Raw genomic sequence first — 14,129 nt, 5'->3', positions numbered from 1 at the left:
CAAAAGTGAAGAAAACCGTCAATGCGGCAGCAAAATCGCGACGTTTTCTGCGGACACGCAATCAGGATTAACAAAACATAAAGAAAACCATGAGAGATTTGGCCGTAACGATCCGGTCCAGACGGCATGCAGGCAGCGCATACCATCCATGACCATATTGCACTGCACAAAACCGAATGACCCGGTTATATTGCAAGCATCGGATCGATGATGATCCAGCCGCAACGAGGCGCTGCTTTAAGGCGACAGGTTGCGCAAAGGCCAGATGATCGGGCCCGGCATGACGCCGAAAGATCAGGTTACCGGAAACGGTGATCGATGGAATTCGGAGTGGCGCACTCCTCCTCCCAGCGCCCCTTCGATCGATTGGCAACACTCCTCCTCCCAGTTGCCAATCAATATCAATGACGCCCGCTGGATCTCCTCCCCCAGCGGGCGTTATTCTTTTGACCTCCCCGCGATTTCCAAGATCCATATCCCGTGGCCGTGGCGGCGCCGGCGCCTTTCTTCAGAGCGCTGCGCATCGCCCCTCGCCATTCGGGCCGGCCTATTCCGGATTTGCATGGCGAATGTTTACCAGTGTGGCGAGGCGGCCTTTTTTGGCCAGAATTTTGTCAAAATTTCTGCTTGACATGCAAGAAATGCATGGGTGCCGTGCCAATCGAGCGCTGTTCATTTTGCCGCTCAAGCGTATAGTCCGGCTCAACAGATCAGGGCGGCGCCAACGACGAGCGGCCGCTCAGTACGAAGCCCAAGAAAGGGGTATGAAAATGAACCTGGCACGCTCTTTCAACAACTGGCGCAAGTATCGTCAGACCGTCACCGAACTCGGCCGCATGTCGGACCGCGAGCTTCGTGACCTCGGCATCGGCCGCAGCGATATCCCGTATATCGCACGCAAGGCAACGATCTAAGCCAAACGGACCCACGGGTCGCAAATTGAACGCCCTTCGGCCTCCGCCGGAGGGCGTTTTCGTTTGCCGGTCTTTTTGCGCCGCACAATGTCGCAGATTACAGGCTGCGACATCCTGCAGATGGTCAGGTGACGCAGCTGTATTACTGTATCTGCCTGATATAGCGCCCTTATCTGCCTTTTTTGCATGCAGCCGCAGCAGTTGCCTCATCCTTGATCGTCTTATTGCACAAATGCATAGCAGCTGCATTTTCTTTGCACTGCACATTAACGGGGATGTCGCGTATATGAGCGTCAACGCCGGGGGAAAGCCTCCGGGTAACCCTTCTAGGACACGACCATGAACCCGCTCCGCATCGCAAAGAACTGGATTTCCTACCGCCGCACCCTGAACGAACTCGGCAACCTGTCGAACCACACGCTCTCGGACATCGGCCTGACCCGTTACGACATCCGTGACATCGCTTCCCGTTCCTTCCGCTAATTCATAGCCGGTTTCCGCCGCTGCGGCCGGAAACGGCGACGCGCGAGGAACGCTTCAAACGGCACCATATGGTGCCGTTTTTGATTCCGGGGGCATGTTGCCTCGCCTCCATGCTTTTCCTTGGAATTGCAGCGTTGCCCATGGTAACGAACCGGCCATGACCAAGACCTCTTCGCACACTCCCATCCATGTCATCGGCGGCGGCCTCGCCGGCTCGGAAGCCGCCTGGCAGATCGCCGAACGCGGCATACCCGTCATCCTGCATGAAATGCGCGGCGTGCGCGGCACGGATGCGCACAAGACCGATGGCCTCGCCGAACTCGTCTGTTCGAACTCCTTCCGCTCGGACGACGCGACGAGCAATGCCGTCGGCGTGCTGCATGCGGAGATGCGGCTGGCCGGTTCGCTCATCATGCGTTCGGCGGATGCCAATCAGGTTCCGGCCGGCGGCGCGCTCGCGGTGGACCGCGACGGCTTTTCCGACGCCGTGACGGCCGCCATCGAGGGTCACCCGCTGATTACCGTTACGCGCGAGGAAGTAACAGGGCTTCCGCCCGAGGACTGGGACCAGGCCATCATCGCCACCGGTCCGCTCACCGCCCCATCGCTGGCGGAGGCCATCCAGGCGCGGACCGGCGCCGATTCGCTCGCCTTCTTCGACGCTATCGCGCCGATCGTGCACACCGCCAGCATCGATATGGATATCTGCTGGTATCAGTCGCGCTACGACAAGGTCGGGCCCGGCGGCACGGGCAAGGACTATATCAACTGCCCGATGGACGAGGCGCAGTACAACGCCTTCATCGATGCACTGATCGCCGGCGACACGACCGGCTTCAAGGAATGGGAAGGCACGCCCTATTTCGACGGCTGCCTGCCGATCGAGGTGATGGCGGAACGTGGCCGCGAAACGCTGCGCCACGGGCCGATGAAGCCGATGGGGCTGACCAATGCGCATAATCCCACGGTAAAGCCCTACGCGGTCGTGCAGCTGCGCCAGGACAATGCACTCGGCACGCTCTACAACATGGTCGGCTTCCAGACGAAGCTGAAATATGGTGCACAGGCGGAGATCTTCCGGCTGATTCCCGGCTTGGAGAACGCCGAATTCGCGCGCCTCGGCGGGCTGCACCGCAATACCTATATCAACTCCCCCACCCTGCTCGACAGGTCGCTGACGCTGAAGGGTCGTCCGGGACTTCGCTTTGCCGGCCAGATCACCGGCTGCGAAGGTTATGTCGAAAGTGCCAGCATCGGCCTGCTGGCAGGACGCTTCGCGGCCGCCGAGCGCCAGGGCGCCACGCCTATCCTGCCTCCGGAGACCACCGCCTTCGGCGCGCTGCTCAACCACATTACCGGCGGGCATATCGTGTCGGACGATGAGCCGGGCAAGCGCTCCTTCCAGCCGATGAACATCAATTTCGGCCTGTTCCCGCCGCTTGAGCCGGGCACCGTGACGAAGCCGGACGGGGTGAAGCGCTTCCGCGGCAAGGACAAGGCGCTCGCCAAGAAGCATGCAACGGCCGCGCGCGCGCTGGAAGATTGCGCCCGTTGGCTGAAAGGCTGATCTTCAGGCTCAGATCGGCTGTTTCTGGGCGAGGTCGCCGGCAACGGCGGTCATCGGCCTGAAGCTGCCGAGCAGCCAGAGCGAAACTTCCGCGGCCTGCTGCTCATTGCGGAATTCGAATGTGCCGCCCTCGAAGGCGGCATTGGCGAATGTCACGGAAAGCCGGCGGGGACCGGCACTTTCGACGCGCACCGTGCCGGGCTCGATGAGATGGCAGGTGTAATGCAGGCCGTGTGCGTTCATGCAACCGGCTTTGCCGTCATGCAGCCGCAGAAACACGGTCTTGCCGTTTGCCGTGGTCACGACATCTCGGATGGCCTCGTCGGGAAAGGCCCGGCCGAACTCCACGATCGCCAGCCCCGAATCGTTCTCGGCTTTCTCACGCTCGTCCCGTTGAAACGCCTGGCGAAAGATCAGGCCCACCAGAAACAGACACACGATCGTGATGGTCCAGAGCATGGCGTGAACTCCCCCGCGCCGATAACATTCGGCCTCCCTAACAAACGAGGCTTGCGCCAGTTTTACGTGTCGCTCGTCAAACGAGGCCCGGGCCAAACGGTTCCACCGGGCGGCTCAGAAAGGACCGCGTCGCAGGGCCCGCCACATCCACCATTGCCGTCGCCATTGCGCCGGCTGCAGCACGCGTTCGAGTGTGTCCGCACCGGCCTTTTCGGCAGCGTCGAGGATGTGCGGCACGAGCGCAATGGGCAAGAAGGCCGGGCGGTTGCCCTTCGAGACACCACCCGCCGCACGTGCTTTGGCCAGATGCTCCCGCCCCAGGCCCACAAAAGCCTCGATGGCGCGCCCGGCGGCGGCCTTGTCGTCTCCCCGCAGCAGCGCCTCCGGCGACAGGCCCGTCGCCGCGAGCAGGTCCGCAGGCAGATAGACCTGACCACGCCGGCGATGAATGGGCAGCATCAGAAGCGCACCGGCAACGGTTTGCGCGACACCGGCATGCCCTGCCGCGTCGGCCGATTTCGGCGCGTTGACCGGATCGAGCACGAGGCTCGCAAGCTGGATGAGCGCCGAGGCCGTTTCGCCCGCATAGCCTTCGAACGCCGAACGGCTCTCCATCGGGTCGTTGTAGACGTCGAAGATGCGGGCCTCGATCATATCGGTCAGCACCGCGACCGGCAGATGATGATCCCGCACGCAGGCGAGAAGGCCCGCCGCCAGCGGATTGGCCAGCGCATCGCCATCCGCTTGCCCCTCCAGAAGATCCCGCCACCATTGCAGGCGGATTTCGCCCGGCAGTGCCTCGCGCACGACGTCGCGCACCCGTGCGAGCTCGGCATTGAAGGCATAGAGGGCGGCAAGCGCGCCACGCTTTTCAGCCGGCGCCAGAAGGCAGGCGAGATAGCGGTCGCGATCGGTGTCGCGAAGCACCGCCAGGCAGTGCGCATAATGGGTATCGTTATCGCTCACGTCGAAAAACCGCCTCGTCCGTCACACGGCGATAAGCGCGGCGGCAACCGCACGGCTCTCCGCCAGCATGACATTGAACGTGCGCACGGCCGCACCCGTGCTCATCGGATCGGAACTGATTCTGCGCTCCCGCAGGGCCGCCTTGATTTCCGGCGCAAGCGGGCGGATCTCCTTGCCGGTGCCGACAAGCAGGACCTCGATATCGCCGGCCTCGTTCAGCACGCGCTGCAGGTCGTCCAGCGTCAGCGGACTGCCATCCTGTTTGTCCCAGCCATGAATGCCCGAGGGCAGGCAGAGGATGGAGCCGCGGTGCGACATGTCGGCAAAACGGAAGCCACCATTGCCGTATGCATCAATCGGCGCGCGTCCGGGGAAGTGCGCCTCCCGTATTTCAATTCCCTTAGCCATTGGCTCCCGTCGCTTCCGGGGCCGTCACCGCACCGCCCTTGCCGGGGCGGTAGCGCTCCGGCCGCAGACGGAACAGGATGAGGATGGGCCCGGCAATGTAGATGGAGGATATGGTGCCGACCGCCACGCCGAAGAACAGCGTCAGCGCGAATGTGCGGATCGCCTCGCCGCCGAAGAGGGCAAGAGCGGCCAGCGCGATCAGCGTTGTCGCGGAGGTCAGGACCGTGCGCGACAATGTGCGATTGATCGCGTCGTCGATCAGGATCGGCAGCGGCATCTGCTTGAAGTGCCGGAGATTCTCGCGGATGCGGTCGTAAACGACCATCGTGTCGTTCAGCGAGTAGCCGGCGACCGTCAAGAGCGCGGCAACAGCGCTGATGTTGAACTCGATATTGGCGATGGCGAGGAAGCCGAGCGTGAAGAACACGTCATGCGCCAGCGCGATGACGGCGCCGATGGCGAAATGCCATTCGAAGCGCACCCAGATATAGGCGATCAGCGCGAGAAGCCCGGCGACGAAGCCGAGGGAGGCCGTATCGATCAACTCTCCCGATATCGACGGGCCGACAACCTCGACGCGGCGGAAATCGTAGTCGTCCTCAAGTTCACCGCGAGCGACGAGGACCGAGGTCTGCTCGGCGTTCTCGCCATCCCCTTGCGAGGTCAGCCGTACGATGGCGCGGCGCTCGTCCGCGCGTGTATCGACGGTCTGGATGGCGACGCCGGCATCGGCAAGGCGCGCGGAGATGTCGAACGGATCGGCCTTGCCCGATTTCGCCTGGACCTCGACCGCCGCGCCGCCGGTGAAATCGATCCCGAGCCGCAGCTCGCCGAGCGCAAGCAGGCCCGCGATCACGAGCGACAGGGCGGCCGTCGCCAGGAAAACGGCATTGCGCACCGCCATGAAGCGGAGGTTCAGGCTGTCGAAAAATCCGCTGCGCACGCCTTTGGGAAGGCGCATGGCATGGCTGCGGCCGAGCCAGATGCGCACAAGGCGGTGTGTCAGCCCGAATGTGGTGAACAACGTCGCCACCATGCCGACGCCGACCGCCAGCGCGAAGCCGCGCACAGGCGCCGCCGACAAGAGGAACAGGACGGCGACGGCGATCAGCATCGTCACCGACGCATCCAGAACCGTCGTGCGGGCGCGACCGAAACCGACCGACACGGCCTGCGACAACGGACGCCCGGCCTTTACCTCCTCGCGGATGCGTTCGAAGATCAGAACGCTCGCATCGACGGCAAGGCCGACGGTCAGCACGACGCCCGCGATCATGGAGAGGGAGATCGGCGCACCGATCAGCGCGAGCGCGGCGAATGTCAGCAGCACGTTGAAGAACAGCGCCAGCGATGCGATGACCCCGAGCACGCCGTAAAAGAACGTGATGAAGGCCACGACCGCCACGACGGCAACGACGAGCGCCAGGACGATGGAGCCGACCGACGTCGTGCCGAGTACCGGCTCGATCGACCGCTCCTCCAGAATGGTAAGCGCGGCCGGCAGCGGACCACTGGCGACGATGCGGGCGAGGTTTGCCGCGCCTTCGGCATCGAAATCACCGGAAAGCCGGCCGACGCCATCGCTGATGGCGCCCTGGATCCGCGATGTCGAGATCACCTGTCCATCGAGCAGGATCGCGATCGTTCGGCCGGCATTGTCGCGCGTGAAGGCGGCGAGCTTGTCGGCGGCTTCCTTGCGCAGCACGAATTCGATGAAGGGTTCGCCATCTGCCGATGCCCGCGCCGATGCGACGTCGGCGGCGGTGAAAAGGTCATCCTGGCGCACGAGATAACCGGTCGGCGGTTCGTCGGCGGAATAGAGCACTTCGGAACCGGCAGGCGCGCCGTTCTCGATGGCCGTATTGACCGGCACGCTGTCGTCGATCAGGCGTGCAGAAAGCTTGCCGACGGTCGCCAGCATATCCTTCACGCGCTGCGGGTCGGTCAGACCCGGCATCGACACGACGATGCGGCCGCGGTCGCCGCGCCCCACGGTCAGCGCGGGAATATCCAGGCTCTCCACCCGCCGGCGCACGGCATCGACCGCGCCGAGCGATGCAGCCGCCACGGCTTCATCGACGGCGGCATCGGACAGCACGATGCTGAATTCGCCGTTTTCGCCGGTATTGAGCGTACCGAGCCCAAGGCTTTCAAGCGCCTGCCTTGCCCTATCGGCGTCGCCGGCTGCCGATATCGTCACATCGACCTGATCGTCAGCGCCGTTGAGATTGCCGTAGGGGATCTGCGCTGCCCGCAAGGCGTTGCCGATCGTCTCGACGGCACCACGCAGGCGCGCATCGACGATGTCGTCACGGGAAATATCGAGAACGAGGCGGGAGCCGCCGGTCAGGTCCAGGCCCGGCTTCAGCCGATGCGCGGAGATCCAGTCCGGAAGGCCGGCGGCCATGCGGGCCGGCATAAGGCTCGGCAACAGGACGAGAAGGCTGGCCAGGAACGCGGACCAGAGAAGGAATGTTTTCCAGCGGGCGGATTGCTGCATTGCGATCTCGACAAAAACGGCGCCAGCGCCGCTGAAAACCAGTCGGGCCGCAGGCCGAGGTTACCCTCGGCCGAACGGCAAGCCAAGTCATTCCTTGACGGGTTCGCCCTTGACGCGGACTTCGCTGACGCCGCTGCGCACGACGCGCACCTTGATGCCTTCTGCGATTTCGACTTCGAGCTCGCTGTCGTCGACGACCTTGGTCACCTTGCCGACAATGCCACCGCCCGTGACGACCTGGTCGCCGCGGCGGATGTTCTTCAGAAGCTCTTCGCGACGCTTCATGGCTGCACGCTGCGGGCGGATGATGAGGAAATACATCACCACGAAGATCAGCAGGAACGGGAGGATAGACATCAGGATGTCTGCACCGCCTGCTGAACCGCCGGGTGCCGCCGTCTGGGCGAAGGCCTCGGTAATGAACATCAGCTACTCCTTGAAAACTTGGATTTATAAGGCCTGTAGACCCATTTCGGATGCCGGAATATAGGCAAGCACACATCCAATGCAACACACGAGACCGAGAAGCTCTCGTTTTTCAAGTGTTTTCCCCCTTTTCGCCCCCCTTCCCGCCATGCTACCCGGCAGAGAGCATGAGGAGAGACACAGTGCAGGAAGATCACGTCAAGCTTCTGCTGGCCGAAATCGGCCGCATCAATGCAACGCTGGAGCGCCTTGCCGGCCCGGCGCCCGCCGTCAACGACTGGAATGCGGCCGACGTCTTCGTCTGGTCGCCCGCGCGTCTCCAGGTGCAGCCGGTGAAGCGCCCCAACCGCATCGACATCGATCTTATCCGCGGCGTCGATCATGTTCGTGACATTCTCGTCGACAACACGATGCGCTTCGCACGCGGCCTTCCGGCCAACAACGTGCTGTTGTGGGGCGCACGCGGCATGGGCAAGTCCTCCTTGGTCAAGTCTGTCCATGCGCTTGCGGCAAGGGAGACCGGCAGCAACCTGAAGCTCATCGAGGTGCACCGCGAAGACATCGCCAGCCTGCCCGCGCTGATGGACATCCTCAAGGAAGCGCCCCATCCGGTCATCATCTTCTGCGACGACCTGTCCTTCGACCATGACGACACGTCCTACAAGTCGCTGAAGGCGGCGCTGGACGGCGGTGTCGAGGGCCGGCCGGACAATGTCCTGCTTTACGCCACCTCCAACCGGCGCCACCTCCTGCCCCGCGACATGATGGAAAACGAGCAGTCCACGGCGATCAACCCGTCGGAAGCCGTCGAGGAGAAGGTCTCCCTTTCCGATCGCTTCGGGCTATGGCTCGGCTTCTACAAGTGCAGCCAGGCGGAATATCTCGAGATGATCGACGGCTATGCGAGCCACTACACGCTCGACATCCCGGTGGAACAGCTTCACGCGGAGGCACTGGAATGGGCGACCACGCGCGGCTCCCGCTCCGGGCGCGTGGCCTGGCAGTATGTCCAGGATCTTGCCGGGCGTCTCGGCAAGCCGCTCAACCGCTGAAACCACCTCAATGACGAAAGGGCGATCCCGCAGGAACCGCCCTTCTTTTTATCGGCGATATCCGCCCGCCTATTCCAGATAGGTCATCGGGTTGACCGGGGTCGCGTTCTTGCGCACCTCGAAGTGAACCTTCGGCCGGGTGGCGCTGCCGCTCATGCCCGAGGTCGCGACGGTCTGGCCGCGCTGGATCTTCTGGCCGCGCTGCACGTTGAGGTCGCCGGCATGGCCGTAGACGGTAACGGTGCCGTCGTCGTGGCGGACGAGAACCGCGTTGCCGAGTTCCTTCAGGCTGCTGCCGGCATAGATGACCACGCCATTCTCAGCCGCCTTGATCGGCGTGCCCTCGGGCACCGAGATATCGATACCGTCGTTGCGGCTGCCGTTGACGTTGGAGCCATAGCCGGCAATGACCGCGCCGCGAACCGGCCAGCGATACTTGCCGATGCCAGTCGATTCGGGCGCTTCGTCCGTCACATCGGACTTTTGCGTCACCTCGGCGACCGAGACGGTCTTGACCGGCGCCTTATAAGACTCGGGCTTCTTCTCCGCCGTCTCGACCTTCTTTTCCTTGACCGGAACGGAGGCCGTCGTCGTCTTGTCCGTCGTTGTCTCGACGGCCGCGCCGCCCGCCGGGATCACCAGCTTCTGGCCGATGCGGATCGCGGCGGTATCGATGCCGTTCGCCTTTTTCAGGGCGTCGACCGACACGCCATTGCTGCGGGCGATCTTGGCGAGCGAATCGCCGGGCTTGACCTCATAGCCGCCTGTGCCTTCGCCGGCATTGGCGAGGTTGGTGTTGGCCTGATTGGCTTCGGACTTCACCTTGTCACGCTTCGACGTGCCGGGCAGGATGGCAACGTTCTGTTCCGTCTTGCGCTCGGGCGTCGGCAGCTTGTTGTCGACCTTCAGCGTGTGGTCCGTCGCAGCCTTGGCAGCGCTTGCCGTCGTGCTGAAGGTCGGGATGATGATCCGCTGGCCGGGCTCGGCGTCGGTCGAACGCTTCAGTCCGTTTGCGGCAAGGATTTCCTTCTCCGGCACACCATAACGGTTGGCGAGCGTCTTCACGCTTTCGCCCTGGCGCAGCATGACGACCGGGGCATTGTTCGTCGACCAGCCGGCCTTGGCCTTCTGCACGGTTCCGGTCGAGAGCGTATCCGTATTGTCGGCAACCGCTTTTGCCTGGCGCTGCCCACCGAAGGTCTCGCGCTCGGCCGGCCGGGTGCCGCCATCCGTGGGGTCGCTGAGCGAACCGCGCTGAACGGTCATCGGTGTCGTCGCCAGACGCGAACCCGAGCCGGTCGTCGTTGATGTGTTGATGGGATCGTAGGAAACACCGCCCTGATCCGGGAAGGGCTGGTTGAGCGCCTGATCACGGGTTCCCATCTGATTTGCCGATGCGAACTGCTCCTGACCGTTGCCGACCGTTCCGCGAGGCACGACGCTGTTGCTGCCAAACAGCGTGCGGCGCGGAACCGAACTGGTCGTCATGTTGTCCTGCCCGGAGCTGGAAAACAGACCGCCAAAACGGGACGCATCCGAGCTGCACCCGGTTGCGACACTGGCCAGCAGGGCTGCTGCAATAAGGCGGGTCGCGGTCCTGCCAAAACTCGGCGATACACTCTGACGCATGAGACTACCCAATCGGTACGCTACTTGAAGTGAACCGATTAAAGCGCGTTAGAGTTACTGCCCGGTTAAGGCCGGCTTATCCGCGAAGGTTTTTTGATGAATTGATAACCATGGCGCAAGGTCGGAAGCGCCGGCGGCGTCAGAAGCCGGCCGCGTACATGCTGTCGGCGCGGGAAATACGCGCGCCGATATGGGCACCATTCTCGATGGCGCCCTGGCCCGGCTGCAGGATCGCGGAGATGGGCGTCGCGCGCCGCGCCGCGCCTTCGATGACCGCTTCTGGTTCGCTCATGTCGAGCGCGCTTTCATTATAGGCGATGGCCCGCAGGGCGGACACGGCAGCCTCGCGTGTTCCCAGATAGCGGGCGCTGCGCTGGTCCTGCGCCGGCATGCTGTCGAAATATTCGATATAGGCGCGGTAATAGGCCTTGCGGTCGCCGGCATCGAGGAAATGGCCGTAGGCGCCGTATTCACGCGCCTCCAGTGCGGCTGTATCCAGGTTGTTGCGCTCGGCATCCGTCAAGGCCGGCTGGCTGTGGACCGCCTCTTCCTTGGCGACGCTGAGGACGAGAAGCGCATCGACCGAAAGGCCGACATGGGATGAGGGATCGGTCGTGCCGCCCGCGAGATTCGCTGACGATGCGGTCTCGGTGGCATCCTCGGCGACCTTTCCCGCCGCCTTGGTCGCGAGATAAGCGAGCCCCTCATGCGTCGAGCCGCTGGCTATCCTGTTTGAGACGTACATTTCCCTCTCCATCGGAATGGCCGGAAAGGTTGGAAAACCGGCATCCTGCTTGGAAACTGCTGCTTCGTTACCGGCCTACGCGCCAAAGCTTGCGCGAAACTTACGTCGGTTAACAAATGGTTAACGCTGCACTTTTCGGGACGGCCGGAAGGAAGGCGCACAGAAACGCGCGCGACAACGCGAAAAAACCGCCGAAACGACTCGGCCGGTACGCAGGCATGGAGGCAGGGTAAAACGTTCGGGCGCTCAGAGCGCCTGCGCCATCATCGGAACGATGGGCAGATAGGGCACCGCAAAGAGATCCTCACGGTCGAAGCGGCTGCCGGTCTTGGTGAGCTTCAGCATGCGACACTCGGTTTCACTGACCATGGCGGGCGCGATGAGAACGCCGCCGGAGACGAGCTGCTCGGCGAAGAAGCGCGGCAGGGCGGGAAAGGCGGCGGTGACGAGGATGCGGTCGAAAGTGCCCTCGCCCGGCATGCCGTTGCTGCCATCGGCCTGGCGGACGATGACGTTGCGGGTGCCCGCCTTTTCGATGGCCTGCTGGGCGTTCGTGACCAGCGTCCGGTAGCGGTCGATGGTCAGCACGCGCTCCGTCAGGCGTCCCATCACGGCGGCGGTGAAGCCGCTGCCGGTGCCGACTTCCAGCACGCGCTGCCCGGTCTTGAGGTTCAGAATGTGCAGGAGGCGCACGGCGAGATCGATGCCTTCGGCGAAGGAGCCGCATTCGAGCGGCAGCAGGCGGCTCGAATAGGCATCGCCGGCAAACTGCGGAGGAACGAAGAGCGTGCGCGGCGTCTGCTCCACGGCTGTCAGGAGTTCGAGATTGTTGATGCCCTCCCCCCGCAGGCGCAGCGCCAGCGCAGCAAAACCTTCCTTCTCGATCACCCGTCCCGTGCTCAATCGGCATCCTCACTGATCAGGGCGCGCTTCACGCGGTCCAGTACCGTATAGTCCGTCAGGTCGAGCTTGAGCGGCGTGACGGAAATCTTGTGGTTCTTCACCGCGTGGATATCGGTGCCCGCGCGGAAATCGCCCTTCCGCTCGCCGAAGCGCAGCCAGTAATAGGGAAAGCCGCGGCCGTCGGCGCGCTCGTCGATGGTCAGCCCGAAATCGAGCTTGCCCTGGCTCGTCACTTCGACGCCCTGGAGTTCCTTCGGCGCGCAATTCGGGAAGTTGAGGTTGAAGAACGTCCAGTCCGGCAGCTCGACATCCATCAGCTGGCGAATGAGCTTGGGCGCAAAGGTCTCGGCAACCTCCCATGGCACGATCCGGCCATTGGCGTGGTTGTAGGCCTGGCTGAGCGCCATCGACTTGATGCCCTGAAGCGTGCCCTCGATCGCGCCGGCAATGGTGCCGGAATAGGTGACGTCGTCAGCCATGTTGGCGCCGGCGTTGACGCCAGACAGAACGAGATCCGGCTTTTCGTCGAGAACCTCGCGCACGCCCATGATGACGCAATCAGTCGGCGTGCCGCGCAGCGCGAAACGCTTCTCATCGATCTTCCGGAGCCGCAGCGGCTCGGAGAGCGTAAGAGAATGAGCAAGGCCGCTCTGGTCGGTCTCCGGCGCGACGACCCAGACGTCGTCGGTCAGTTCGCGCGCGATCCTTTCGAGAGCCACCAGGCCCTCGGCATGGATACCGTCGTCGTTTGTCAGGAGAATGCGCATGCCCCGTCCCGCCCTCAGGCGGCCTTCTCGATCTTCGTCAGACCGCCCATATAGGGCAGCAGCGCTTCCGGCACAGTCACGGAACCGTCGGCATTGAGATAGTTTTCCATGACGGCGATCAGCGCGCGGCCGACGGCCGTTCCCGAACCGTTGAGCGTATGCACGAACTTCGTCGCCTTGTCGTCCTTGCCGCGGTAGCGGGCATTCATCCGCCGGCCCTGGAAATCGCCGCAGACCGAGCAGGACGAGATTTCGCGGAACGTATCCTGTCCGGGCAGCCAGACTTCGAGGTCGTAGGTTTTCCGGGCGCCGAAGCCCATGTCGCCGGTGCAGAGCGTCATGACGCGGTAATGCAGGCCGAGGCGCTGGAGGATCGTTTCCGCGCAGGCCGTCATGCGCTCATGCTCGTCCACGGCGCTTTCGGCATCGGTGATCGAGACGAGTTCGCACTTCATGAACTGATGCTGGCGCAGCATGCCGCGCGTGTCACGCCCCGCCGAACCCGCCTCCGAGCGGAAGCACGGCGTCAGCGCCGTGAAGCGCAGGGGAAGCTTTTCCTGCTCAAGGATTTCCTCACGCACCAGGTTGGTGAGCGAGACCTCCGCCGTCGGGATCAGCCAGCGGCCATCGGTGGTGCGGAAAAGGTCTTCGGAGAACTTCGGCAGCTGGCCCGTGCCGAACATGGCGTCGTCGCGCACGAGGAGCGGCGCATGCACTTCCGTATAGCCGTGCTCCTGCGTGTGCACGTCGATCATGAACTGGCCGAGCGCGCGTTCCAGACGGGCAAGCTGCCCTTTCAGCACGGTGAAACGCGAGCCGGCGATCTTCGCCGCGGCCTCGAAATCCATGTAGCCAAGGGCTTCGCCGATCTCGTAATGCTCCAGCGCCTTGTGGTTCCAGGCGGGCCTGTTGCCCCAACGGTGCTTCTCGACATTGCCCGCTTCATCCGCCCCGACGGGCACGTCCTCGAAGGGAATGTTCGGCAGGCGCGCCAGGGCGTCGCTGAGTTCGGCCGTGACCTGTCGCTCTTCCTCCTCGGCGGCGGGGAGCCGGTCCTTGATAGCGGAGACTTCCGCCTTCAGCTTCTCGGCAAGGTCCGTGTTCTTGGCGGCCATGGCCGCACCGATTTCCTTGGAGGCGGCATTGCGGCGCGACTGCATGTCCTGCGCGGTCTGGATGACGGCGCGGCGCTTCTCGTCGAGGTCGATCAGCGCCTGCGCGAGCGGGCTTGCGCCGCGCTTGGCGAGAGCAGCGTCAAGGGCGGCCGGATTGTCGCGGATCCATTTGATATCAAGCATTGTCGTTCCAGG

Annotated in this window: 15 protein-coding genes; 5 read left to right on the top strand and 10 right to left on the bottom strand. The window is 63.5% G+C overall.

Translation table 11 applies throughout. The features are described 5' to 3' along the window. Positions 1 to 250: 250 nt before the first annotated feature. The 4 genes from GR158_RS13705 (at position 251) to trmFO (ending at position 2,964) form a co-directional block, all read left to right on the top strand. Complete coding sequence (locus GR158_RS13705) at positions 251 to 631, top strand: hypothetical protein (protein ID WP_160871464.1); 381 nt, start codon at positions 251 to 253, stop codon at positions 629 to 631. Between the two features lie 139 nt (positions 632 to 770). Further along, entirely contained in the window at positions 771 to 914 is a 144-nt protein-coding gene (locus GR158_RS13700) for a DUF1127 domain-containing protein (protein WP_134649244.1), read from the top strand. A 339-nt stretch (positions 915 to 1,253) separates the two neighbouring features. After that, the gene (locus tag GR158_RS13695) at positions 1,254 to 1,397 is read left to right on the top strand and encodes a DUF1127 domain-containing protein (protein ID WP_134649109.1); all 144 of its coding nucleotides are present in this window, start codon (positions 1,254 to 1,256) and stop codon (positions 1,395 to 1,397) included. A gap of 157 nt (positions 1,398 to 1,554) precedes the next feature. Continuing rightward, positions 1,555 to 2,964, top strand: a complete 1,410-nt coding sequence (trmFO, locus tag GR158_RS13690; protein WP_160871463.1) for a methylenetetrahydrofolate--tRNA-(uracil(54)-C(5))-methyltransferase (FADH(2)-oxidizing) TrmFO — start codon at positions 1,555 to 1,557, stop codon at positions 2,962 to 2,964. A gap of 9 nt (positions 2,965 to 2,973) precedes the next feature. Here the strand turns inward: trmFO and GR158_RS13685 are convergent, their stop codons facing one another. The 5 genes from GR158_RS13685 to yajC form a co-directional block, all read right to left on the bottom strand. Further along, positions 2,974 to 3,423 (bottom strand): hypothetical protein, encoded by a 450-nt coding sequence (locus tag GR158_RS13685; RefSeq protein ID WP_160871462.1) that lies wholly within the window; start codon positions 3,421 to 3,423, stop codon positions 2,974 to 2,976. 114 nt (positions 3,424 to 3,537) lie between these two features. Next, complete coding sequence (locus GR158_RS13680; RefSeq protein ID WP_160871461.1) at positions 3,538 to 4,389, bottom strand: phytoene/squalene synthase family protein; 852 nt, start codon at positions 4,387 to 4,389, stop codon at positions 3,538 to 3,540. 21 nt (positions 4,390 to 4,410) lie between these two features. Continuing rightward, on the bottom strand, positions 4,411 to 4,797 hold the full coding sequence (locus tag GR158_RS13675; protein ID WP_160871460.1) for an Mth938-like domain-containing protein: 387 nt from the start codon (positions 4,795 to 4,797) through the stop codon (positions 4,411 to 4,413). Further along, positions 4,790 to 7,297 (bottom strand): protein translocase subunit SecD, encoded by a 2,508-nt coding sequence (gene secD, locus GR158_RS13670; RefSeq protein WP_160871459.1) that lies wholly within the window; start codon positions 7,295 to 7,297, stop codon positions 4,790 to 4,792. The genes GR158_RS13675 and secD overlap by 8 nt, the downstream gene beginning before the upstream one ends. Positions 7,298 to 7,384: 87 nt before the next feature. Further along, a complete protein-coding gene (yajC, locus tag GR158_RS13665; RefSeq protein ID WP_134649104.1) occupies positions 7,385 to 7,723 on the bottom strand; it encodes a preprotein translocase subunit YajC in 339 nt (112 codons plus the stop codon). Positions 7,724 to 7,890: 167 nt separating this feature from the next. Between yajC and GR158_RS13660 the strand changes: the two genes are divergently transcribed. Beyond that, on the top strand, positions 7,891 to 8,775 hold the full coding sequence (locus GR158_RS13660; protein ID WP_202402270.1) for an ATP-binding protein: 885 nt from the start codon (positions 7,891 to 7,893) through the stop codon (positions 8,773 to 8,775). A 69-nt stretch (positions 8,776 to 8,844) separates the two neighbouring features. Here the strand turns inward: GR158_RS13660 and GR158_RS13655 are convergent, their stop codons facing one another. The 5 genes from GR158_RS13655 to serS all read right to left on the bottom strand — a co-directional run bounded on the left by GR158_RS13655 (position 8,845) and on the right by serS (position 14,117). Continuing rightward, the gene (locus GR158_RS13655; protein ID WP_160871457.1) at positions 8,845 to 10,404 is read right to left on the bottom strand and encodes a peptidoglycan DD-metalloendopeptidase family protein; all 1,560 of its coding nucleotides are present in this window, start codon (positions 10,402 to 10,404) and stop codon (positions 8,845 to 8,847) included. 139 nt (positions 10,405 to 10,543) lie between these two features. Beyond that, complete coding sequence (locus GR158_RS13650; protein ID WP_134649101.1) at positions 10,544 to 11,149, bottom strand: biotin biosynthesis protein BioC; 606 nt, start codon at positions 11,147 to 11,149, stop codon at positions 10,544 to 10,546. A 246-nt stretch (positions 11,150 to 11,395) separates the two neighbouring features. Then, positions 11,396 to 12,052 (bottom strand): protein-L-isoaspartate(D-aspartate) O-methyltransferase, encoded by a 657-nt coding sequence (locus GR158_RS13645; RefSeq protein ID WP_202402269.1) that lies wholly within the window; start codon positions 12,050 to 12,052, stop codon positions 11,396 to 11,398. After that, complete coding sequence (gene surE / locus GR158_RS13640) at positions 12,049 to 12,819, bottom strand: 5'/3'-nucleotidase SurE (RefSeq protein ID WP_160871456.1); 771 nt, start codon at positions 12,817 to 12,819, stop codon at positions 12,049 to 12,051. Before surE ends, GR158_RS13645 begins: the two co-directional genes overlap by 4 nt. A 14-nt stretch (positions 12,820 to 12,833) precedes the next feature. Beyond that, positions 12,834 to 14,117 carry a serine--tRNA ligase gene (gene serS / locus GR158_RS13635; protein WP_160871455.1) on the bottom strand — a complete coding sequence of 428 codons (1,284 nt, stop codon included), beginning with the start codon at positions 14,115 to 14,117 and terminating at the stop codon, positions 12,834 to 12,836. Positions 14,118 to 14,129: the final 12 nt, after the last annotated feature.

Source organism: Shinella sp. AETb1-6 (genome assembly GCF_009826875.1).
GTDB lineage: Bacteria > Pseudomonadota > Alphaproteobacteria > Rhizobiales > Rhizobiaceae > Shinella > Shinella sumterensis.
This window is presented reverse-complemented; position numbering and strand designations above follow the sequence as displayed.